The organism is Citrobacter sp. Cb004, from assembly GCF_030337065.1.
Lineage (GTDB): Bacteria > Pseudomonadota > Gammaproteobacteria > Enterobacterales > Enterobacteriaceae > Citrobacter > Citrobacter braakii.
In genome coordinates this window covers 87,192-109,599 of sequence record NZ_JAOWCH010000023.1, presented here as the reverse complement: position 1 = coordinate 109,599, position 22,408 = coordinate 87,192, and the positions used below count along the sequence as shown (strand labels likewise).

General features: G+C 52.2%; 19 protein-coding genes and 2 tRNA genes. 5 read left to right on the top strand and 16 right to left on the bottom strand.

The genetic code is table 11. From position 1 onward, the window contains the following. Positions 1 to 209 precede the first annotated feature (209 nt). From rpsO to OGV65_RS00615, 7 genes are all read right to left on the bottom strand, one after another. Positions 210 to 479 (bottom strand): 30S ribosomal protein S15, encoded by a 270-nt coding sequence (rpsO, locus tag OGV65_RS00645; protein ID WP_000059465.1) that lies wholly within the window; start codon positions 477 to 479, stop codon positions 210 to 212. A gap of 272 nt (positions 480 to 751) precedes the next feature. Continuing rightward, a complete protein-coding gene (truB, locus tag OGV65_RS00640) occupies positions 752 to 1,696 on the bottom strand; it encodes a tRNA pseudouridine(55) synthase TruB (RefSeq protein ID WP_047358518.1) in 945 nt (314 codons plus the stop codon). After that, positions 1,696 to 2,100 (bottom strand): 30S ribosome-binding factor RbfA, encoded by a 405-nt coding sequence (gene rbfA, locus OGV65_RS00635; protein WP_003024988.1) that lies wholly within the window; start codon positions 2,098 to 2,100, stop codon positions 1,696 to 1,698. Before rbfA ends, truB begins: the two co-directional genes overlap by 1 nt. A 220-nt stretch (positions 2,101 to 2,320) precedes the next feature. Beyond that, the gene (gene infB, locus OGV65_RS00630; RefSeq protein ID WP_016154667.1) at positions 2,321 to 5,011 is read right to left on the bottom strand and encodes a translation initiation factor IF-2; all 2,691 of its coding nucleotides are present in this window, start codon (positions 5,009 to 5,011) and stop codon (positions 2,321 to 2,323) included. A 24-nt stretch (positions 5,012 to 5,035) separates the two neighbouring features. Further along, positions 5,036 to 6,523: a transcription termination factor NusA gene (gene nusA / locus OGV65_RS00625; protein WP_003024992.1), complete on the bottom strand. Its 1,488-nt coding sequence runs from the start codon at positions 6,521 to 6,523 to the stop codon at positions 5,036 to 5,038. 28 nt (positions 6,524 to 6,551) lie between these two features. Next, the gene (gene rimP, locus OGV65_RS00620) at positions 6,552 to 7,004 is read right to left on the bottom strand and encodes a ribosome maturation factor RimP (protein ID WP_003024996.1); all 453 of its coding nucleotides are present in this window, start codon (positions 7,002 to 7,004) and stop codon (positions 6,552 to 6,554) included. A gap of 207 nt (positions 7,005 to 7,211) precedes the next feature. After that, a tRNA-Met gene (locus OGV65_RS00615) sits at positions 7,212 to 7,288 on the bottom strand. Positions 7,289 to 7,622: 334 nt separating this feature from the next. Here OGV65_RS00615 and argG point away from each other — a divergent pair. Next, a complete protein-coding gene (gene argG / locus OGV65_RS00610) occupies positions 7,623 to 8,966 on the top strand; it encodes an argininosuccinate synthase (RefSeq protein WP_003024998.1) in 1,344 nt (447 codons plus the stop codon). A gap of 204 nt (positions 8,967 to 9,170) precedes the next feature. Here argG and OGV65_RS00605 read toward each other — a convergent pair. The 3 genes from OGV65_RS00605 to OGV65_RS00595 form a co-directional block, all read right to left on the bottom strand. Beyond that, positions 9,171 to 9,257 (bottom strand) — tRNA-Leu (locus tag OGV65_RS00605). A gap of 9 nt (positions 9,258 to 9,266) precedes the next feature. Beyond that, entirely contained in the window at positions 9,267 to 9,599 is a 333-nt protein-coding gene (gene secG / locus OGV65_RS00600; protein WP_003025000.1) for a preprotein translocase subunit SecG, read from the bottom strand. A 167-nt stretch (positions 9,600 to 9,766) separates the two neighbouring features. Further along, positions 9,767 to 10,660, bottom strand: coding sequence for a LysR family transcriptional regulator (locus tag OGV65_RS00595; protein WP_046275528.1), 894 nt, complete (start codon positions 10,658 to 10,660; stop codon positions 9,767 to 9,769). Positions 10,661 to 10,808: 148 nt separating this feature from the next. On the opposite strand from OGV65_RS00595, the gene iadA reads away from it, so the two are divergent. Both iadA and dcuC read left to right on the top strand, forming a co-directional pair. After that, positions 10,809 to 11,942 (top strand): beta-aspartyl-peptidase, encoded by a 1,134-nt coding sequence (gene iadA / locus OGV65_RS00590; RefSeq protein WP_286454495.1) that lies wholly within the window; start codon positions 10,809 to 10,811, stop codon positions 11,940 to 11,942. 10 nt (positions 11,943 to 11,952) lie between these two features. Continuing rightward, complete coding sequence (gene dcuC / locus OGV65_RS00585) at positions 11,953 to 13,419, top strand: C4-dicarboxylate transporter DcuC (RefSeq protein WP_286454494.1); 1,467 nt, start codon at positions 11,953 to 11,955, stop codon at positions 13,417 to 13,419. A gap of 45 nt (positions 13,420 to 13,464) precedes the next feature. Here dcuC and glmM read toward each other — a convergent pair whose 3' ends face one another. From glmM to rlmE, 4 genes are all read right to left on the bottom strand, one after another. Next, a complete protein-coding gene (gene glmM / locus OGV65_RS00580; RefSeq protein ID WP_153647274.1) occupies positions 13,465 to 14,802 on the bottom strand; it encodes a phosphoglucosamine mutase in 1,338 nt (445 codons plus the stop codon). Then, positions 14,795 to 15,643 carry a dihydropteroate synthase gene (gene folP, locus OGV65_RS00575; RefSeq protein ID WP_200108093.1) on the bottom strand — a complete coding sequence of 283 codons (849 nt, stop codon included), beginning with the start codon at positions 15,641 to 15,643 and terminating at the stop codon, positions 14,795 to 14,797. Before folP ends, glmM begins: the two co-directional genes overlap by 8 nt. Before the next feature lie 98 nt (positions 15,644 to 15,741). Beyond that, the gene (ftsH, locus tag OGV65_RS00570; protein ID WP_019077783.1) at positions 15,742 to 17,676 is read right to left on the bottom strand and encodes an ATP-dependent zinc metalloprotease FtsH; all 1,935 of its coding nucleotides are present in this window, start codon (positions 17,674 to 17,676) and stop codon (positions 15,742 to 15,744) included. Positions 17,677 to 17,775: 99 nt separating this feature from the next. After that, positions 17,776 to 18,405 (bottom strand): 23S rRNA (uridine(2552)-2'-O)-methyltransferase RlmE, encoded by a 630-nt coding sequence (gene rlmE / locus OGV65_RS00565; protein ID WP_003025015.1) that lies wholly within the window; start codon positions 18,403 to 18,405, stop codon positions 17,776 to 17,778. Positions 18,406 to 18,530: 125 nt separating this feature from the next. Between rlmE and yhbY the strand changes: the two genes are divergently transcribed. Then, a complete protein-coding gene (yhbY, locus tag OGV65_RS00560; RefSeq protein WP_003025016.1) occupies positions 18,531 to 18,824 on the top strand; it encodes a ribosome assembly RNA-binding protein YhbY in 294 nt (97 codons plus the stop codon). A 153-nt stretch (positions 18,825 to 18,977) separates the two neighbouring features. Here yhbY and greA read toward each other — a convergent pair whose 3' ends face one another. Further along, positions 18,978 to 19,454 (bottom strand): transcription elongation factor GreA, encoded by a 477-nt coding sequence (gene greA / locus OGV65_RS00555; RefSeq protein WP_016154674.1) that lies wholly within the window; start codon positions 19,452 to 19,454, stop codon positions 18,978 to 18,980. A 248-nt stretch (positions 19,455 to 19,702) separates the two neighbouring features. Here greA and dacB point away from each other — a divergent pair, with 248 nt between their 5' ends. Then, on the top strand, positions 19,703 to 21,136 hold the full coding sequence (dacB, locus tag OGV65_RS00550) for a serine-type D-Ala-D-Ala carboxypeptidase (RefSeq protein ID WP_200108091.1): 1,434 nt from the start codon (positions 19,703 to 19,705) through the stop codon (positions 21,134 to 21,136). 95 nt (positions 21,137 to 21,231) lie between these two features. Here dacB and cgtA read toward each other — a convergent pair whose 3' ends face one another. Continuing rightward, positions 21,232 to 22,404 carry an Obg family GTPase CgtA gene (gene cgtA / locus OGV65_RS00545; protein ID WP_016154676.1) on the bottom strand — a complete coding sequence of 391 codons (1,173 nt, stop codon included), beginning with the start codon at positions 22,402 to 22,404 and terminating at the stop codon, positions 21,232 to 21,234. Positions 22,405 to 22,408 lie beyond the last annotated feature (4 nt).

The following is a 22,408-nucleotide window of genomic DNA, read 5'->3' as shown; positions in this document are numbered from 1 at the left end:
TGCGCCATCGTTAATACCCGATCTTCTGCGCATCCTCGCGACTAATGACAACCCTAACCCATAAGCATGAGTAAAGCCTCTCATTAGCCGCGCGAACCTCTGCAACGGAAGATCATTCATAGCAACAATACATTAGTTTCCAGCGAATTGCTGCCATCTGCTGGAAAAAAGGGGCCATGAAGGCCCCCTCTTTCTGAAACTCGAAAGAATTAGCGACGCAGACCCAGACGCTCGATCAGCGCGGTGTAACGTGCAACATCTTTACGTTTCAGGTAGTCGAGCAGTTTACGACGCTGAGAAACCATGCGCAGCAGACCACGACGGCTGTGGTGATCTTTTTTGTGCTCTGCAAAGTGGCCCTGCAGGTGGTTAATCTGTGCAGTCAACAGAGCAACCTGAACATCGGTAGAACCGGTGTCGTTTGCATCACGACCAAACTCAGAAACGATTTTAGCGGTAGCTTCAGTACTTAGAGACATTTTAAAACTCCAAAGTGTTAAGAATGAAAGGATGCCGATCTCTAATTCAGCTATCCCAGTGTATACACGCCTTCTTCAAACTGACCCTGCGCTGGCTGTGTCCGCTCACCTCGGTCACTTACCTGAGTAAGCTCCTGAGGATCCTCAGACCTGCCGCCTTGATGCAGCTCGAATGATTTTGTGTACACGCCACGCAGATTGTTAAACAATTTACGCGACGTTAAGCGGCAGTATTCTACTCGCAGCGCCCTTTTATCGCAAGACAGAGAGCGCTATGCAGGATACTCAACCACCAGGCGACGAGGGGCGACACGACCTTCATCGTCCATCTCCCCCATGCCGATAAACTTGCCATCATCGCCTTCCGTCACGCGCACCAGCCCTTCCAGCGGCGCACCTGACGTCCGTACCGGGTTACCATTTTTAAAGTAAACCGACGATGTTAAAGGCAAATTAACAACAGGGTAGTCCGATGCAGGACTGTCCATTGGCATCAGCAAAGGATCAAGCAGCTGCGCCGCCGGAATGTTCTGCTGTTCGGCCTGTTCAACCAGCTCATGCAGATGTTCCAGCGTAACCATACGATCCACCGGATACTTGCTGACCGTCAGACGACGCAGATACGTTACGTGCGCGCCGCAGCCCAGCTTCTCACCGAGATCGTCAACGATGGTGCGAATATAAGTGCCTTTGGAGCAGTGAACTTCCAGCTCCAGCTCGTTACCTTCGTGGCGAATAAACAGCAGCTCATAGACGGTAATCGGGCGCGCTTCACGCGGCACTTCAATGCCCTGACGCGCATATTCGTACAGCTTTTTACCCTGGTACTTCAGCGCCGAATACATTGACGGAATCTGCTCGATATCGCCGCGGAAAGTCTCCAGCGCGCTGGCAAGCTGCTCTGCGCTGAAGGTTACCGGACGCTCCTGCACGATTTGCCCATCGGCATCGGAGGTGTCGGTACGCTGGCCCAGACGGGCAACCACACGATAGCGTTTGTCAGAATCCAGCAAATACTGGGAAAACTTAGTCGCTTCACCGAGGCAGATAGGCAGCATGCCTGTTGCCAGCGGATCCAGCGCGCCAGTATGTCCCGCGCGGTTGGCATTGTAGATGCGCTTTACTTTTTGCAGTACGTCATTGCTGGACATGCCCTGCGGCTTATCCAGCAGTAGAACACCGTGAATGTCGCGACCACGACGACGAGGACGACTCATCAGTCCTCCTTGCTGTCGTCCGCTGGGTTCACACGACGCTCATCGTCATGTTTCACCACGCTGGTCACCAGGTTGGACATGCGCATCCCTTCAACTAACGAATTGTCGTAGAAGAAGGTCAGCTCAGGCACGATACGCAAACGCATTGCTTTACCCAGCAGAGAGCGTATAAAACCAGAGGCTTCCTGCAGTGCCTTAATGCCGTTTTTCACGGCAGCTTCGTCCTGATCGTTAAGGAAAGTCACGAACACTTTAGCGTATGCCAGGTCTCGGGACATCTCAACACCCGATACGGTGGTCATCATACCAACACGCGGGTCTTTGATTTCGCGTTGCAGGATGAGTGCGATTTCTTTCTGCATCTCCTGCGCGACACGCTGTGGGCGACCAAATTCTTTCGCCATAATAAATTCTCCAGAATAAAGACAAAAAAGGGGCCATAAGCCCCTTTTTAAATTTCTTGCCGGGTGGCGCTTCGCTTCCCCAGCCTACACTTAATCATCTTCTAAGGATTTTGGGTTGCAGCAAGGCGGCAAACTCGTAAATCCCCGGGAGCATAGATAACTATGTGACCGGGGTGATCGAGCGCAGCCAACGCAGTTGCGGCCCAAAAGACGACGAAGATTATGCGATGGTACGTTTGATCTCGATAATCTCGAACACTTCGATCATATCGCCAACGCGAACGTCGTTGTAGTTCTTAACGCCGATACCACATTCCATGCCATTACGGACTTCGTTGACGTCATCCTTGAAGCGGCGCAGGGATTCCAGCTCGCCTTCATAGATAACCACGTTGTCGCGCAGTACGCGGATTGGGTTGTGACGTTTAATCGTGCCTTCGGTAACCATACAGCCTGCGATAGCGCCGAATTTCGGTGATTTGAACACATCACGAACTTCAGCCAGACCAATGATCTGCTGTTTCAGTTCCGGAGACAGCATGCCGCTCATCGCTGCTTTCACTTCGTCGATCAGATGATAGATGACGGAGTAGTAACGCAGATCCAGGCTTTCTGATTCGATAACTTTACGTGCAGAGGCATCAGCACGGACGTTGAAGCCAACCAGAATCGCGTTGGATGCCGCAGCCAGGGTCGCGTCGGTTTCGGTGATACCACCTACGCCAGAACCGATAATCTTCACTTTTACTTCGTCGGTAGACAGTTTCAGTAAAGAGTCGGAAATCGCTTCTACAGAACCCTGAACATCGGCCTTCAGAACGATGTTCACTTCGTGAACTTCGCCTTCGGTCATGTTGGCGAACATGTTCTCCAGTTTAGATTTCTGCTGACGAGCCAGTTTAACTTCACGGAATTTGCCCTGACGGTACAGTGCAACTTCACGGGCTTTCTTCTCGTCACGAACAACGGTAACTTCGTCACCCGCAGCCGGAACACCGGACAGACCCAGGATTTCCACCGGAATGGATGGACCCGCTTCCAGTACTTCCTGACCCAGTTCGTTACGCATCGCACGAACGCGGCCGTATTCGAAACCACACAGTACGATGTCGCCTTTGTTCAGCGTACCTTCACGTACCAGCACGGTAGCAACCGGACCACGACCTTTATCCAGGAAGGATTCGATAACCGCACCGCTCGCCATACCTTTACGCACAGCTTTCAGTTCCAGTACTTCGGCCTGCAGCAGGATAGCATCCAGCAGTTCGTCGATACCGGTACCCGCTTTCGCAGAAACGTGAACGAACTGGCTCTCGCCGCCCCAATCTTCCGGCATGATGCCGTACTGGGACAGTTCGTTTTTAACGCGATCTGGATCCGCTTCTGGTTTATCGATTTTGTTGACTGCAACCACTACCGGCACACCTGCCGCTTTCGCGTGCTGGATAGCTTCGATAGTCTGCGGCATCACGCCGTCATCTGCTGCAACAACCAGAACAACGATATCCGTTGCCTGAGCACCACGAGCACGCATGGAGGTAAACGCGGCGTGACCCGGGGTATCCAGGAAGGTGATCATACCGTTGTCAGTTTCAACATGGTACGCACCGATGTGCTGAGTAATGCCGCCCGCTTCGCCAGAGGCAACTTTCGTGGAGCGAATGTAGTCCAGCAGAGACGTTTTACCGTGGTCAACGTGACCCATGATGGTCACTACCGGTGCGCGCGGCTCTGCCGCAGCGCCGGTGTCACGGTCGCTCATTACTGCTTCTTCCAGCTCGTTTTCACGACGCAGGATAACTTTGTGGCCCATCTCTTCGGCAACCAGCTGTGCGGTTTCCTGGTCGATGACCTGGTTAATGGTCGCCATTGCGCCCAGCTTCATCATCGCTTTGATGACCTGGGAACCTTTGACTGCCATCTTGTTCGCCAGATCGCCAACGGTGATGGTTTCGCCGATCACAACGTCACGGTTAACGGCCTGAGCCGGCTTCTGGAAGCCCTGCTGCAGAGCGGAACCTTTACGCTGCTTACCGCCTTTACCGCCGCGAACCGCTGCACGCGCTTCTTCACGGTCAGCTTTAGATTCAGCGTGTTTGTTACCTTTCTTCGCCGGACGCGCTGCTTTCGTGCTGCGAGTACGACCACGGCCGCCTTCTACTTCACGATCGTTCTCGTCTTCTGCCTGGCGAGCATGCTGAGAGGTAGTGACGTGATAATCGCTGGTATCTTCAACAGGTTCAGCGTTATTCACACCATTCTTCTCGTTTTCTTCCGCCATACGGCGAGCTTCTTCCGCTACGCGGCGCGCTTCTTCTTCAAGCTTGCGACGTGCTTCTTCTTCCGCTTTACGCTTCAGTTCTGCGGCTTCATTTTCACGGCGGGCTTTTTCGGCCTGGGCGGTTTTAGTCATATCGTCGGTCTGTTGATTGCTCACTTTGTCTTTTTCCGCAGCTTCACGTTTCGCTTTATCAGCGGCTTCACGCTTAGCTTGTTCTGCGGCCTCACGTTCGGCTTTTTGTTGCGCCTCGCGTTTGGCAGCTTCTTCTGCCTCACGACGGGCTTGCTCTTCCGCTTCACGCTGCGCCTGCTCTTCCGCGGCAAGGCGTTCAGCCTCTTGCGGATCGCGTTTCACAAAGGTGCGTGTCTTGCGGACTTCGATTTGTACCGATTTGCTTTTTCCACCGGTACCTGGAATATTGAGAGTACTGCGCGTTTTACGCTGCAATGTCAACTTATCGGGCGCTGAGCCGTTTTCACGGTTCAGATGCGCCAGTAAGGTTTGTTTCTCTTGTGCGGACACAGAGTCGTCAGCAGACTTCGGGATACCTGCATCAGCAAATTGCTGTACCAGGCGATCCACGGAGGTCTGTATCTCTGCAGCCAGCGTTTTTACGGTTACATCTGTCATACTGTTCCTTCCTGCTACAGTTTATTACGCTTCGTCGCCGAACCAGCAAATATTACGGGCAGCCATAATCAGCTCACCGGCTTTTTCGTCGGTCAACCCTTCGATATCAGCCAGATCATCAATGCCCTGTTCAGCGAGATCTTCCAGCGTACAAACACCACGGGCAGCCAGTTTGAAGGCCATCTCACGATCCAATCCTTCCAGATTCAGCAGATCGTCAGCCGGTTTGTTATCACCGAGACTTTCTTCCTGGGCCAGTGCCAGAGTGGTCAGTGCGTTTTTAGCACGCTCGCGCAGCGCTTCAACGGTCTGTTCATCCAGGCCGTCAATTTCCAACAGCTCTTTCATTGGCACGTAGGCCAGTTCTTCCAGCGTCGCAAAACCTTCTTCCACCAGAACTGTCGCGAAATCTTCATCGATATCGAGATATTTGGTGAAGGTATCAATGGCTGCATGTGCTTCAGCCTGATGCTTCGCCTGCAGGTCATCAACGGTCATCACGTTGAGTTCCCAACCGCTCAGTTGTGAAGCCAGGCGGACGTTCTGACCATTACGTCCAATCGCCTGAGCTAGGTTACCGGCTTCAACCGCGATATCCATGGTGTGTTTGTCTTCATCCACCACGATAGAAGCGACGTCTGCTGGCGCCATTGCGTTAATCACGAACTGCGCCGGGTTATCATCCCACAGGACGATATCGATACGCTCGCCGCCCAGTTCGGTAGAAACCGCCTGAACGCGCGCACCGCGCATACCCACACAGGCGCCGACCGGATCAATACGCTTGTCGTTGGTCTTAACGGCGATTTTCGCACGTGAGCCCGGATCGCGAGCAGCCGCTTTAATTTCGATCACTTCTTCGCCAATTTCCGGCACTTCAATGCGGAACAGCTCTATCAGCATTTCCGGTTTGGAACGGGTTACGAACAGCTGCGCACCGCGCGCTTCCGGGCGTACAGAGTAAAGAACGCCACGAATACGGTCACCTGGGCGGAAGTTTTCACGCGGCAGCATGTCTTCACGCAAGATCACGGCTTCAGCATTGCTGCCCAGATCCAGAGAAATGTTGTCGCGGTTAACTTTCTTCACCACACCGGTGACGATTTCGCCTTCGTGTTCGCGGAACTGATCGACAACCATTGCGCGTTCAGCTTCACGTACTTTCTGTACGATAACCTGTTTCGCGGTCTGGGTGGTGATACGGTCAAAGGTGACAGATTCAATCTGATCTTCAACATATTCGCCCACGTTCAGGCTTTCGTCTTCGAAGCGTGCCGCTTCCAGCGTAATTTCTTTGGTCGGCTGAGTAACTTCTTCTACGATTACCCAACGACGGAAGGTATCGAAATCACCGCTTTTACGATCGATTTCTACGCGAACGTCGATCTCTTGCTCATATTTTTTCTTTGTTGCTGTAGCCAGCGCACTTTCCAGCGCTTCAAAAATTTTCTCGCGTGGCAGCGCTTTTTCGTTGGATACGGCTTCAACAACAGCCAAAATTTCTTTGTTCATCGCGGGCTTTTCACCTCAATCCAGACTGTTAAAAGTGGGGAACCAGGTTCGCCTTCTGGATATTACTCAGCGCGAACACTTCATCTTTACCTTCGACTGTGACCGTGATCATCTCACCATCCACCGCTTTGATAACGCCCTGCCATTTACGACGGTTTTGTACCGCCATACGAAGAACCAGCGTCACTTCTTCACCCAGGAAACGCACGTAGTGTTCAGCTGTGAACAGAGGACGGTCGAGACCCGGAGAGGAGACTTCCAGGTTGTAGGCAACGGTGATTGGGTCTTCGACATCCATCACGGCGCTTACCTGATGGCTCACATCAGCACAATCATCAACATTGATGCCATCTTCACTATCAATATAGATGCGCAGTGTGGATGTGCGACCACGAATAAATTCGATGCCGACCAACTCGTAGCCCAGGGCTTCAACTGGCGCTGTAATCATCTCTGTTAATTTTTGCTCTAATGTGGACAAGCCCACCCCCAAGACATAAAAAAAGGGCCTAAAGCCCAGTTATTCTGTAGTCAGATAACAAAAAACCCCGATAAATCGGGGCTTTATATAACTGAACCCTATAACCGCACCTGCGGTTCGGAAAACCTTCCGAAAGAATTTTTTTCAAATCCAGCTACGAAGGCCTAAGTCTTCACAGTATATTTGAAAAAGAACTCTAAGGGAAAGTGGTTGCGGGGGCCGGATTTGAACCGACGACCTTCGGGTTATGAGCCCGACGAGCTACCAGGCTGCTCCACCCCGCGCCTGAAACGTGGCAAATTTTACTCGTTTTGGGTAAAAAATGCAAATACTGCTGGGATTTGGTACCGAGGACGGGACGTAAAATCTGCGCACAGTATATTGATTCACTATGCGGTATGTCAACCTTGTTACGACTATGCAAATCAATGAATGCTGCCCAGCGAATATTCAACCAGATAAATGTGTCACCCGCGCCGTTATTTAACGAAATTATCACTAAACTCTTCCTGTCATCCAGAAAAGATGATTAAATGAAAACTCACTTATTTTGCATAAAAATGCAATTAGTATAATAAGCCGACCTCTTCACCAGTCTATCAAGCAGGGTTTTATTTTATGACGACGATTCTCAAGCATCTCCCGGTAGGTCAACGTATTGGTATCGCTTTTTCCGGCGGCCTGGACACCAGTGCAGCACTGCTGTGGATGCGACAAAAAGGGGCTGTCCCATATGCATATACTGCGAATTTGGGCCAGCCGGATGAGGATGACTATGACGCCATTCCTCGCCGTGCAATGGAATATGGTGCTGAGAATGCTCGCCTGGTAGATTGCCGTAAGCAGCTGGTTGCCGAAGGGATCGCTGCGATTCAGTGCGGTGCATTCCACAACACCACCGGCGGACTGACCTATTTCAATACCACTCCGCTGGGCCGTGCTGTCACCGGCACCATGCTGGTTGCGGCCATGAAAGAAGATGGCGTAAATATCTGGGGTGACGGTAGCACCTATAAAGGTAACGATATTGAACGTTTCTATCGTTACGGCCTGCTGACCAACGCCGAACTGCAGATTTACAAACCATGGCTGGATACCGATTTTATCGATGAACTCGGCGGTCGCCATGAGATGTCCGAATTTATGATTGCCTGTGGTTTCGACTACAAGATGTCCGTTGAGAAAGCGTACTCCACGGACTCCAATATGCTCGGGGCGACCCACGAAGCAAAAGACCTCGAGTTTCTGAACTCCAGCGTCAAAATCGTCAACCCGATTATGGGCGTGAAATTCTGGGATGAGAGCGTGAAGATCCCGGCAGAAGAAGTCACCGTGCGTTTCGAGCAGGGTCATCCGGTTGCGCTGAACGGTAAAACCTTTAGCGACGACGTTGAGATGATGCTGGAAGCCAACCGCATCGGCGGTCGTCACGGTCTGGGTATGAGCGATCAGATTGAAAACCGGATCATTGAAGCGAAAAGCCGGGGCATCTACGAAGCTCCGGGGATGGCATTGCTGCACATCGCCTATGAGCGTCTGCTGACCGGGATTCACAACGAAGATACCATCGAGCAGTATCACGCGCACGGTCGCCAGCTTGGTCGTCTGTTGTATCAGGGCCGCTGGTTTGACTCTCAGGCGCTGATGCTGCGTGACGGTCTGCAGCGTTGGGTTGCCAGCCAGATTACGGGTGAAGTGACGCTGGAACTGCGTCGCGGTAATGATTACTCCATCCTCAACACCGTGTCGGACAATCTGACTTACAAACCAGAACGTCTGACGATGGAAAAAGGCGACTCGGTATTCTCTCCGGATGATCGTATCGGTCAGTTGACCATGCGTAATCTGGATATCACTGATACCCGCGAGAAGCTGTTCGGTTATGCGCAGTCTGGTCTGCTGACCGCCTCTTCCACAACCGGCCTGCCGCAGGTTGAGAATCTGGAAAACAAGGCGAAGTAAATATTCATCATCTTAAGGCCGCGAAAGCGGCCTTTTTTATGCGCAGAAAATAGGGATGTTCTGTTACCCTGAGGCCTAATAAGCCAGACATCATCAGGTATTGTAATAGTCGGATGGCGTCCTAAATGTCTTATCCGACCTACAGAACCACCACAAATGACAGACGAAAAAAAAGACGCTTTGCAGCGTCTTTTTTTTGGAATTTGGTACCGAGGATGGGACTCGAACCCACAAGCCCGTTAGGGCACTACCACCTCAAGGTAGCGTGTCTACCAATTCCACCACCTCGGTACAGAATACTTAGCGTGGGATATCGCTGGTCGGCTGAGCCGGAGCAGCTGGCTGAGTTTGCTCGGTTTTCGCCGGTGCACTCAGATTTTCCCACTCACTTCCTTTATTGGTCTTATTGCTGTTCATGTTACCCAGCACCAGACTGATGATGAAGAACAAGGTTCCCAATACAGCTGTCATGCGGGTCATGAAGTTACCAGAACCACTTGAACCAAACAGAGTACCAGAAGCGCCTGCGCCAAAAGAGGCTCCCATATCAGCGCCTTTGCCTTGCTGCAGCATGATCAAGCCTACCAGGCCAATTGCCACAATAAGGAAAACTACTAAAAGAGCTTCGTGCATAATCAACCTGTTCCTTGCGGAGTTGCCGCGTACAATGCTTCGACCATTAAAGCGGGAATGTTTACTGTTTCCCACTGAAGCGGGTGTGAATACTAACCAAAGCGAATAACCTTCGCAAGGGCAATTTGTTGGCATTGTATCAACTGCGGAAAAAATCGCCATATCAATCAAAAACGCAGCAACTTCTCCCAGCATCTCTGCATGACGGCGCGTTGATCGTCAAGATTCGCCCATACCACAACGGGGATTTCACAAATCAGGTCAGCGTTTTCTGGCCAGCAGTGAATAATTTGCTGGTTCACCAACTCTTCCGCCACCATCGATTCGGGTAACCATGCCATTCCCATATGCCGCAGCACCATTTCTCGTATCGTTTCGCTTAAACCACTCTCAAACACTTTTTTCAGACGTGGGCGGACGCGTTGTTCAGCTGGCTCAATAATGCGTCTGACAAAGGTGTAGTCGCTATAGCATAGCCATGGGATCGGCGCATGCGGATCGTGAAGCGCATTAGCCAACTGCGCAGAAATAACCGGTATAAATCGCTCATACCGCCATAGTGAACGTTTTAACCCTCCGGCAATCTCCAGCCCCGGCTGCGAAGACGGTAAATCGTAGGTCACCAGCAGATCGATTTGCCGATCTATCAAGGCGTTAAAATGGTTGTCTATCCCCTGAATACTGGCATTAACCGTAAAATTTAACTGCGGTTCGCTCTGTCGCAGATAGTTGATCATATCCGGCAGGATATTCACCGACAGCGTATGCAGGCTAACCATCACCAGCGTATTGTCCGTTGCTGGCGTCATCGCCGATAGCTCGTGGCGCGCCTCTGTTAGTGTACTGAGGACGTGCCGGGCATAGGGTTCAAAGCGTTCACCATAGCGTGTCAGCGTAACGGGGGTCGTGGTCCGGTCAAACAACGGCACCCCTAACACCTCTTCCAGCGCCTTTATACGCCGACTGAGTGCGGGTTGAGTAATATGCCGCTGCGCCGCGGCCTGAGAGTAGTTTCCATGCTGACTCAATGCCAGAAAATCTTCCAGCCACTTACAATCCACGTTGAACTCTCCACCATGCCATAACCGCATCCTCCAATACCAAATCGGTAATAGTCATAGTTATAGTAATGGCTTTATGGTGGGCATCATAACAACAATATTCCTTTTCACCTGCCGACTCTCACCCACGACGTTTGACAGGACCTATATGTTTACTTTATTGACCAATGCCCGTGTTTTTTCTCCCGAGGATTTAGGCCTCTGCTCCCTGCTCATTCATGCCGACCGAATTGTGGCGGTAGAAAAAGATATTTCCCTGTTTGATGGCGTCGACGAGGTCATCGATTGTCATGGCAAATGGGTTATCCCAGGCATAATCGATCAACATGTCCATCTTACCGGTGGCGGTGGCGAGGCTGGATTTGCCAGCCGAACGCCAGCCGTCAAGCTACGCGATCTGATTCAGGCAGGTATTACCACGGTTGTCGGCGTGTTAGGTACCGATGCCATTTCTCGTTCGCCCAAAGACCTCTACGCCAAAATGCAGTCTCTCAACCTTGAGGGATTACGCGCATTTATGCATACGGGAGCCTACGCGGTACCCAGCCCAACCATTACGCGATCCATCCGCGATGACATGACCTTCATCCCGGCGATTCTTGGCGTCAAAATCGCCCTCGCCGATCACCGTGGTTCTTACCCCTCTTTCCAGGAATTGCTGAGAATAGTAAGCGATATCCGCGTGGCTTCCCTGCTGGCAGGCAAAAAAGGGTTACTGCATGTACATCTTGGAAATCTGCCGGAAGGGATGTCGCAGCTTATTGAGCTGTGTGATGCAGGCATTCCGATTCACCACATTTCACCGACCCATGTTGCGAGAACAGCGCCCTTGTTCGAACAGGCGATTGCGTTCGCTCATCGTGGCGGCCATATCGACGTTACGTCTGGCGGTAGTCGCTTTATGCCTCAGGAGCAGGCAATCCTCCACGCTCTGGAAGCCCAGGTTCCAGCCGATCGCATCACGATCAGCTCTGATGGTAATGGCAGCGTTCCGCGCTTTAACGCCCAGGGTATTGTGGAAGGCTTAAGCGCGGCACCGGTCGCAGGTAACCTTAATCTTTTTCCTCGTCTGATTGATGTGGGGATCCCTGTGCCACAAGCGATCGCGATGTTGACGGCAAACGTTGCGCGCTCGCTGGGTATTTCCGGCGGCGTGCTCTGCGCCGGGGAACGTGCCGATATCTGTGTACTCAATGATGACCTCTCGCTGGCCCATCTGTTCGCTGCGGGTAAGCCGTTGCTGCGGGAGGGCGAGTGCCTGGTTACTGGCAACTTCGAGTAAGGGGGCAAGAATGTCATTATTACTGGCGCTAATTGCCATCATTTTTGCCGGACGTCTGATCCTCAAAAAATATCACCCCCAGTCAGTGTTGCTGTTGACCGGGATTGTGCTGCTGCTTATCGCGCATTTTAGCGGGATGACCACGCTCAGTGGCCTGGTGAAAAAAAGCACCGGATTCGGCCCCTTTGATGCCTTTGAGTTTATTCGCGATACCCTGAGCGTGCGCCTCGGCGGCCTTGGGCTGCAAATTATGCTGATTGGTGGTTTCGCTACATATATGTCGGCCATTGGCGCAAGCCAGGTGCTGGTTCGGGTGACGTCTCGCCCTTTGCAACGCCTGAACTCACCGTATCTGCTGTTGGGGCTGGCGCTGTTGCTGGGTCAATTCCTGTCGCTGTTTATCAGCAGCGCCACCGGGCTGGGTCTGCTGTTGATGGCGACGCTCTACCCGCTGCTGACCCGTCTTGGCTGTAGCCGCGCTGCCGTTGCCGCCGTTATCGCCAGTACCTGTGCGGTTGAATTTGGTCCAGGTTCCGGCAACTCGGTTCTCGCCGCCAAAACCGCAGGCATCGAGGTGGTGAACTATTTCGTGCAGGATCAGTTACCGATCGTCGTCCCCGTTATTCTGTTCATCGCCCTGCTACATATTGTTGTGCAACGCTTTTTCGACCATCGGGAAAGCAGTGACGGTGTGGCTCAGCAGATGCAGACATTAACGTCGACCGATGAAACTGAAGCACCGATCGCCTGGCTTTTTCTACCCATGCTGCCGCTGGTGTTGATGCTGGTGTGCAGTGATTTAGTATTCAGTTCGCTCAAAATTACGCTGGATACCGCCGTACTGATAAGCCTCGCCATTACCCTGGTTTGTGAGTATTGCCGTCATCGTAAGGCGCGCGAGGTGATGGCAGGCGTACAAAAAGTCTTTGACAGCATGGGCAGCGTTTTTGCCACCGTCGTCACGCTGATTATCGCTGGTGAAGTCTTTTCAGCCGGACTGAAAGCCATTGGCACCGTCGATGCGCTGCTGTCGCTTTCCGGTGAATTTGGCCTCAGCGCCGCCTCTATTATCCTGCTGATGACCCTTATCACCTTTGCAATTTCAGCGCTAATGGGCTCCGGAAATGCGGCGTTTTTCTCCTTCGCCCCGATGGTACCGGACATCAGCCGTCATATCGGTAGCGACATCGCAGTCATGATGTTGCCTATCCAGATATCGGCGGGGATTGGTCGTACGTTATCCCCCATTGCCGGCGTCATCATTGCTATCGCGGGAATTGCAGGCGTCTCACCTGTGGACATTGTTAAGCGCACCGCGATTCCGATGCTGGGCGGTTGGTTACTGATGATTGTGCTGACCTTTGCCCGGTCAGGGCATTTGCTGGCGGTTCTGCCGTGGCTGGCAGTCCTTGTAATATTAATGATCGGTGGTTACTTCTGGCAGCGCCGACATAAACAGTCACTTCCCGTACAGTAAAAAAAAACCGGAGTCCCAGACTCCGGTTTTCACTGTCTTTAGTGATTACACCGCTTTGACGGCATCGGCAATACGGTGAGCGAATTCAGTCACCTGCGCTTCATCTTCACCTTCAACCATCACGCGAATTAACGGTTCTGTACCTGACTTACGCAGCAGAACACGTCCGCGATTACCCAGTGCAGCTTCAACTTCAGCCATCACCGCTTTCACGTTTTCATGTTCCAGCGGATCGCCGCTACCTGCGGTGTAACGTACGTTAACCAGCAGTTGCGGGAACATTTTCATGCCGCTGCACAGGTCGTGCAAACTCATATGGTTGCGCACCATCGCCGCCAGTACCTGCAGACCTGCAACAATACCGTCACCGGTGGTGGTTTTGTCCAGCAGGATCACATGGCCTGAGTTTTCAGCACCGATACGCCAGCCTTTTTCCTGCATTTTTTCCAGTACATAGCGGTCGCCGACTTTCGCACGGGCAAACGGAATACCCAACTGTTTCAGCGCCAGCTCGAGGCCCATATTGCTCATCAGCGTGCCTACCGCGCCACCGCGCAGCTGCCCCTGACGCAGGGCTTCACGGGCAATGATGTACATGATCTGATCGCCATCGACCTTATTGCCTTCGTGGTCAACCATAATGACGCGGTCGCCGTCACCATCCAGCGCAATACCCAGATCGGCTTTTTCCGCCATCACGCGCGCCTGCAGGGCGCGGACGTCGGTGGCACCGACTTCTTCATTGATGTTAACGCCGTTTGGCTCACAGCCAATAGCAATCACGTTTGCGCCCAGCTCACGCAGTACATTTGGCGCAATGTGGTACGTCGCACCATTAGCGCAATCCACCACAATTTTAAGCTCACTCAGACTCAATTCATTCGGGAAGGTGCCTTTGCAAAACTCGATATAACGACCGGCAGCATCAACGATACGGGTAGCTTTACCCAGGTCAGCCGAGTCCACGCAGGTGATCGCTTTTTCCATTTCGGCTTCGATAGCTTCTTCAACCGCATCCGGCAGTTTAGTCCCATCGATGGAGAAGAATTTAATCCCGTTGTCATAGTACGGGTTGTGCGAAGCAGAGATAACAATCCCGGCTTCAGCACGGAAGGTGCGCGTCAGATATGCAACAGCAGGTGTTGGCATTGGGCCTGTGAAAGAAGCCGACAGTCCGGCGGCAGCCAGACCCGCTTCCAGTGCGGACTCCAGCATATAGCCAGAAATACGCGTATCTTTGCCAATAATAATTTTACGTGAACCATGACGTGCCAGCACTTTTCCTGCAGCCCAACCCAGTTTGAGCACAAAGTCAGGGGTAATTGGGGCGTCGCCTACGCGACCACGGATCCCATCGGTGCCAAAATATTTACGATTACTCATAGCGTTTATTTTCCTTTGCAGACAATGTGGCTTCCACCACACGCATCGCTTCTACGGTTTCTTTGACGTCATGGACACGAACGATATGCGCCCCTTGCATTGCGGCAATGACCGCACACGCAAGGCTACCGCTCAGGCGTTCGGATGGCCCTACATTCAGCAACTGGCCAACCATTGATTTTCGTGACATTCCAACCAGCAATGGCAGATTAAAATGATGAAACTCAGCCAAACGTGCCAGTAATGTGTAGTTGTGAGTGAGATTTTTACCGAATCCGAACCCGGGGTCGAGCAACAATTTATCTTTTGTGATTCCAGCCTGCTCGCAGCGTGCTATTTGTTCAACAAAGTAACGATTTACATCAGCAAAAACATTCTCGTACTTTGGTGCTTCCTGCATGGTTTTCGGCTGACCCTGCATATGCATCAGACAAATCGGTAATCCGGTTTCTGCTGCGGCTTCCAGCGCCCCAGGCTCCGAGAGTGAGCGAATGTCATTAATGATATGTGCGCCGACTCTGGCGCACTCGCGAATCACTTCTGCTTTTGAAGTATCGACCGAAATCCACACTTCAAAACGCTGAGCAATCGCCTCCACCACCGGGATCACTCGCTGCAACTCTTCTTCCACGCTCACATCGGCCGCGCCTGGACGCGTGGATTCACCACCCACATCAATGATAGTCGCCCCGGCGTTAATCATCAGGTTTGCGTGTTTTACCGCCTCAACCAGAGAGTTGTGCGCACCACCATCGGAAAAGGAATCTGGCGTGACGTTCAAAATCCCCATGACGTGCGGATGGCTGAGATCCAGTGAAGACCCCTGAGCAAAGAGTTTCATAGTTTTATCCCTGATAACATCTTGAATATACAAATAAGAAAAACCCCGGGGCAAGCCCCAGGGTTTTAAATTAAAACACGGTCATCATCAACGATAACTTATTTGTCGCCCAGTTGCTCTGACATGGTGCCAGAGTCCGGCGCACGCGGTTCATCAACCGGACGCGGCGCACTCGGCTTGCCGGTGCTGCCAGAGTTGTTGTTAGAAGAACCCGGTTCTTCCCAACCCGCTGGCGGACGTACCTCGCGGCGAGCCATCAGATCATCAATCTGCGGCGCATCGATGGTCTCATATTTCATGAGCGCATCTTTCATCGAGTGCAGAATGTCCATGTTTTCGTTCAGCAGACGACGCGCACGGTCATAGTTACGCTCAATCAGCAGTTTAACTTCCTGATCGATAATACGAGCCGTTTCATCGGACATATGCTTAGCTTTCGCCACAGAACGTCCCAGGAACACTTCGCCTTCTTCTTCAGCGTACAGCAACGGACCGAGTTTCTCGGAGAAGCCCCACTGAGTAACCATGTTACGCGCCAAGTTAGTCGCGACTTTAATGTCGTTCGACGCACCGGTAGAAACATGTTCAACACCGTAGATGATCTCTTCGGCCAGACGACCGCCGTACAGCGTGGAGATCTGACTTTCCAGTTTCTGACGGCTGGCACTGATAGCGTCGCCTTCAGGCAGGAAGAAAGTCACACCCAGCGCACGACCGCGCGGGATAATCGTCACTTTGTGCACCGGATCGTGTTCCGGTACCAGGCGACCGATAATCGCGTGGCCTGCTTCGTGATACGCGGTAGATTCTTTCTGCGCTTCCGTCATCACCATGGAGCGACGTTCCGCACCCATCATGATTTTATCTTTCGCTTTCTCGAACTCAACCATCGATACAACACGCTTGTTGCCACGAGCTGCAAACAGCGCCGCTTCGTTGACCAGGTTCGCGAGATCCGCACCGGAGAAGCCAGGCGTACCACGTGCAATGATTGCCGCATCGATATCCGGAGACAGCGGTACGCGACGCATATGCACTTTCAGGATCTGTTCACGACCGCGGACATCCGGCAGACCAACCACAACCTGACGGTCGAAACGGCCTGGACGCAGCAGCGCAGGGTCAAGAACGTCCGGACGGTTAGTTGCCGCGATAACGATAATGCCTTCGTTACCTTCGAAGCCGTCCATCTCAACCAGCATCTGGTTCAGTGTCTGCTCACGTTCATCGTGACCACCGCCCAGACCTGCACCACGCTGGCGGCCTACGGCGTCGATTTCATCGATGAAGATGATGCACGGTGCCGCTTTCTTGGCTTGTTCGAACATGTCACGCACACGAGATGCACCGACACCCACGAACATTTCCACGAAATCAGAACCGGAAATGGTGAAGAAAGGAACCTTCGCTTCACCTGCGATAGCTTTCGCCAGCAGGGTTTTACCCGTACCCGGAGGACCGACCATCAGGACGCCTTTCGGGATTTTACCGCCCAGCTTCTGGAAACGGCTCGGTTCGCGCAGATACTCAACCAGCTCAGCAACTTCTTCTTTTGCTTCGTCGCAACCAGCAACGTCTGCAAAAGTCGTTTTGATCTGATCTTCCGTCAGCATGCGCGCTTTGCTCTTACCGAACGACATGGCACCTTTGCCACCACCGCCCTGCATTTGACGCATGAAGAAGATCCAGACACCAATCAGCAGCAGCATTGGGAACCAGGAAATGAAGATAGAAGCCAGCAGGCTCGGCTCTTCAGGCGGTTCACCAACAACCTTGACGTTTTTGGTCAGCAGGTTATCAAGCAGCTTCGGATCGTTAACCGGAATGTAGGTCGTGTAACGGTTACTATCTTTCTTGGTAACGTTAATCTCACGTCCGTTGATCTTCGCTTCACGAACCTGGTCCTGATTGACCTCTTGCAGGAAGGTAGAGTAATCAACCTTACGGCCATTAGACTCGCTGGGCCCAAAGCTCTGGAATACTGACATCAGCACAACGGCAATGACCAGCCAGAGAATTAGGTTTTTCGCCATGTCACTCAAGGGATTAACCTCATATTACAACTGTGTTAAAAACAGCGTCAGGATACTCTATATCCAGTTTCTTTCAAACTTTCGTTTGAAATCTACCGGTTATGGTTTACGCCCGGTCGCTACAATATACACTTCACGCGAACGGGCGCGAGAAGAGTCCGGCTTACGAACTTTGACCTTCGTAAACAGGGAGCGAATCTCTCTTAGATACTCATCGAAACCTTCGCCCTGGAACACCTTCACTACAAAACTACCACCTGGCGCTAATACATCACGAGCCATTCCAAGCGCCAGCTCTACCAGATACATGGCCCGGGGAATATCCACCGCCGGTGTTCCACACATATTTGGCGCCATATCAGACATGACAACTTGTACTTTACTGTCACCTACGCGCTCAAGTAACGCTTTCAGGACTAATTCATCACGAAAGTCGCCCTGAAGGAAGTCCACACCAACGATTGGATCCATAGGTAAAAGATCGCAAGCGATAATGCGGCCAGTGTTGCCGATCTGCGTAACCGCATATTGCGACCAGCCACCGGGTGCAGCACCGAGATCAACAATCGTCATCCCCGGTTTAAAAATTTTGTCACTTTGCTGTATTTCATCAAGTTTAAACCAGGCACGGGAACGTAACCCCTTTTTCTGCGCCTGCTGAACATATTTATCGCTAAAGTGTTCCTGAAGCCAGCGACTCGAGCTGGCAGAACGCTTTTTACCTGTCATTTCACATTCCCAAAGGGCAGTTCATCGTAACCAATGGTGTAAATTTCTACACAGCTATTTGGCGATATATGGGAGATGGCGGTAGAATGACCCGTTTTCAATCCCAACGTAAGCAAAAATATACGATGAATCTGAGTACTAAACAAAAACAGCACCTGAAAGGTCTGGCACATCCGCTCAAGCCTGTAGTTATGCTTGGCAACAATGGTTTGACCGAAGGGGTACTGGCCGAGATTGAACAAGCGTTAGAGCACCATGAACTTATCAAGGTGAAAATCGCCTCGGAAGATCGCGATACTAAAACCTTGATCGTGGAAGCTATCGTACGCGAAACCGGCGCCTGCAATGTACAGGTCATCGGTAAAACGCTGGTACTGTATCGCCCGACTAAAGAACGTAAAATCTCGCTGCCACGCTAAGAATATCCCAAAGTTGCACACGAAGTTTGTGTAAAACGCGGGATTTTCCGCTAGCAGGAGAGCAAAATGCCACGCTCTCTTCGTTGATAAAAGGCCGCTATGCGGCCTTTTTCCTTTCTTTACAATGTATCAACATCTTAACCAAGATGCGAATTACAGGTATTCTACCTTCGTTACTTCATATTCAACTTCACCGCCCGGCGTTTTAATAACCACCACGTCATCCTGCTCTTTACCGATCAGGCCACGAGCAATAGGCGAGTTCACCGAAATCAGGTTCTGTTTAAAATCGGCTTCATCATCGCCGACAATACGCCAGGTCTGCTCTTCGTCGTTATCGAGATTCAGCACGGTAACCGTCGCGCCGAAAACTACGCGACCATTGTTCGGCATTTTTGTGACGTCGATAACCTGCGCGTTGGACAGTTTAGCTTCGATATCTTTAATGCGCCCTTCGCAGAAACCCTGCTGTTCGCGCGCCGCGTGATACTCTGCATTTTCTTTCAGGTCGCCATGCTCGCGCGCATCTGCGATAGCGGCAATGATTTCAGGACGGCGCACCGATTTCAGAAAATCCAGTTCTTCGCGCAGTTTTTCAGCACCACGTAAGGTCATTGGGATAGCTTGCATTTGTTATACCTCTTGAACATTCCTGTAGGGGGCGGCTGCTCTCACCCCGGCTGCTAAGCCCACTCTGGCATACGCCATGCCAGAGTCAGAAGCAAAAAAATACCGACCCGGGGCTCAGGGTCCCAGGTCAGCTACAATTCTCTATTTGATGATCATTTTACCCTGGAGTTCCCTATGGGTCATCGTTTACTTTTTGGGGCGTTGCGCCGTAGTATGACGGCCTGTTTCCAGGTTGTTAGCGCGAGATTATGCGATTTTCCAGATTTACCATTGGATTGACTGCCAGTATAGCGTTCAGCGTTCAGGCTGCGAACGTCGACGAGTATATCAATCAGCTCCCTGCCGGGGCCAACCTCGCCCTTATGGTACAGAAGGTTGGCGCACCAGCTCCTACTATTGATTACCATAGCCAGCAGATGGCGCTGCCGGCCAGTACACAGAAAGTGATCACCGCGCTGGCGGCATTGATTCAGCTCGGGCCTGACTTTCGTTTTACCACCACGCTTGAGACTAAAGGCAACGTGGAAGGCGGCGTTTTGAAAGGTGACTTAGTGGCGCGATTTGGTGCCGATCCGACGCTAAAACGTCAGGATATTCGCAATATGGTGGCAACCCTGAAAAAATCAGGCGTGACGCAAATTGCCGGAAATGTCATGATCGACACCTCCATTTTCGCCAGCCATGATAAGGCACCTGGCTGGCCCTGGAACGACATGACGCAGTGTTTTAGCGCACCGCCCGCGGCAGCCATTGTCGATCGTAACTGTTTCTCGGTTTCACTCTATAGCGCGCAAAAACCTAACGATCTCGCCTTTATCCGCGTGGCATCTTACTACCCGGTCACCATGTTCAGTCAGGTGCGTACTCTCGCTCGTGGCTCTGCCGAAGCGCAATATTGTGAACTGGACGTGGTTCCAGGCGATCTCAACCGCTTTACGTTGACCGGATGCCTGCCCCAACGAGCCGATCCGCTGCCGCTGGCATTCGCTATTCAGGACGGCGCCAGCTATGCCGGGGCGATTATCAAAGATGAGCTAAAACAAGCCGGTATCACTTACAGCGGGACTCTGCTGCGCCAGACGCTGGTCAACGAGCCGGGGACCGTGGTAGCCAGTAAGCAGTCGGCGCCGCTGCACGACCTGCTTAAGATTATGCTGAAAAAATCGGACAACATGATTGCCGATACCGTTTTCCGTATGATTGGCCATGCACGATTTAACGTGCCAGGTACCTGGCGAGCAGGTTCTGATGCCGTACGCCAGATTCTGCGTCAGCAAGCGGGTATTGATATCGGCAACACCATTATTGCCGACGGTTCTGGGCTCTCCCGCCATAACCTGATTGCCCCGGCGACCATGATGCAGGTGCTGCAATATATCGCTCAGCACGATAACGAGCTGAACTTTATCACCATGCTGCCGCTGGCAGGCCATGACGGCTCTTTGCAATACCGTGCGGGTCTGCATCAGGCTGGCGTAGATGGCAAAGTATCGGCGAAGACAGGCTCACTGCAGGGGGTCTATAACCTGGCAGGCTTCATCACCACGGCAAGCGGTCAGCGCATGGCATTTGTGCAGTATCTGTCTGGTTATGCTGTAGAGCCAGCTGATCAGCGTAATCGCCGTATTCCACTGGTCCGCTTCGAAAGCCGATTATACAAGGATATTTATCAGAATAACTGAGTATGTTTGCCGGATGGCAGCGCTAACGCACCTAATCCGACCTTCTGAAACCTGGAAACAAAACCCCGGCAACATGGCCGGGGTTTTTAATGTGATTAACGCTTGTAGATGAACTCAACGCCTTCTTCGTCGTCTTCGTCCCAATCGTCATCCCAATCATCTTCTGCTTCGTCTTCGACTTCAGCGAGCTGCTGGCGGTGATAATCATCCCACATGAACTCGACTTTCTCTGGCTGTTTCGCTTCTTCAGCCTGAACAATCGGGTTCTCGATGATAAAGGTCATCACATCCCAGCAGAGATCCTTCACGCCCAACTGGCTGGCGGCGGAGATCAGGTAATATTTACCTTCCCAGCCTAACGCTTCGGCGATCGCTTTCGCTTTCTCTTCCGCTTCAGCCTTGTCCAGCAAATCAATTTTGTTGAACACTAACCAACGCGGTTTAGACGCCAGATCCTGGCTGTATTTTTCAAGCTCGCCAATAATGATACGGGCATTTTCAACCGGATCGGAACCGTCAATCGGATCGATATCAATGAGGTGTAGCAGTACGCGGCAGCGTTCCAGGTGTTTCAGGAAGCGGATACCCAAGCCTGCGCCTTCAGCCGCGCCTTCAATCAGACCCGGAATGTCGGCAACCACGAAGCTCTTTTCGTTGTCCATACGCACCACACCCAGGCTCGGAACCAGGGTGGTGAACGGATAGTCAGCGACTTTCGGCTTCGCCGCGGACACCGCACGGATAAACGTCGATTTACCGGCGTTTGGCATGCCCAGCATCCCCACGTCCGCCAGCAGCATCAGCTCCAGCATCAGATCGCGTTTATCGCCCGGTGTACCCATCGTTTTCTGACGCGGAGTACGGTTGACCGAGGATTTGAAACGGGTGTTGCCCAGACCGTGCCAGCCGCCTTTAGCGACCATCAGACGCTGACCGTGTTTGGTCATGTCGCCCATGGTTTCGCCCGTGCCCTGATCGATTACACGCGTACCTACAGGCACTTTAATCGTGACATCTTTACCACGCTTGCCGGTGCAATCACGGCTCGCGCCATTCTGTCCACGTTCCGCACGGAATGATTTTTCAAAACGGTAATCGATCAGCGTGTTCAGGTTTTCGTCGGCTTCCAGCCAAACGTCACCACCGTCACCACCGTCTCCACCGTCCGGACCGCCTTTTGGGATGTACTTTTCGCGGCGGAAGCTGACGCAACCATTACCGCCATCACCTGCAACGACCAGAATCGATGCTTCATCAACAAACTTCATTTTA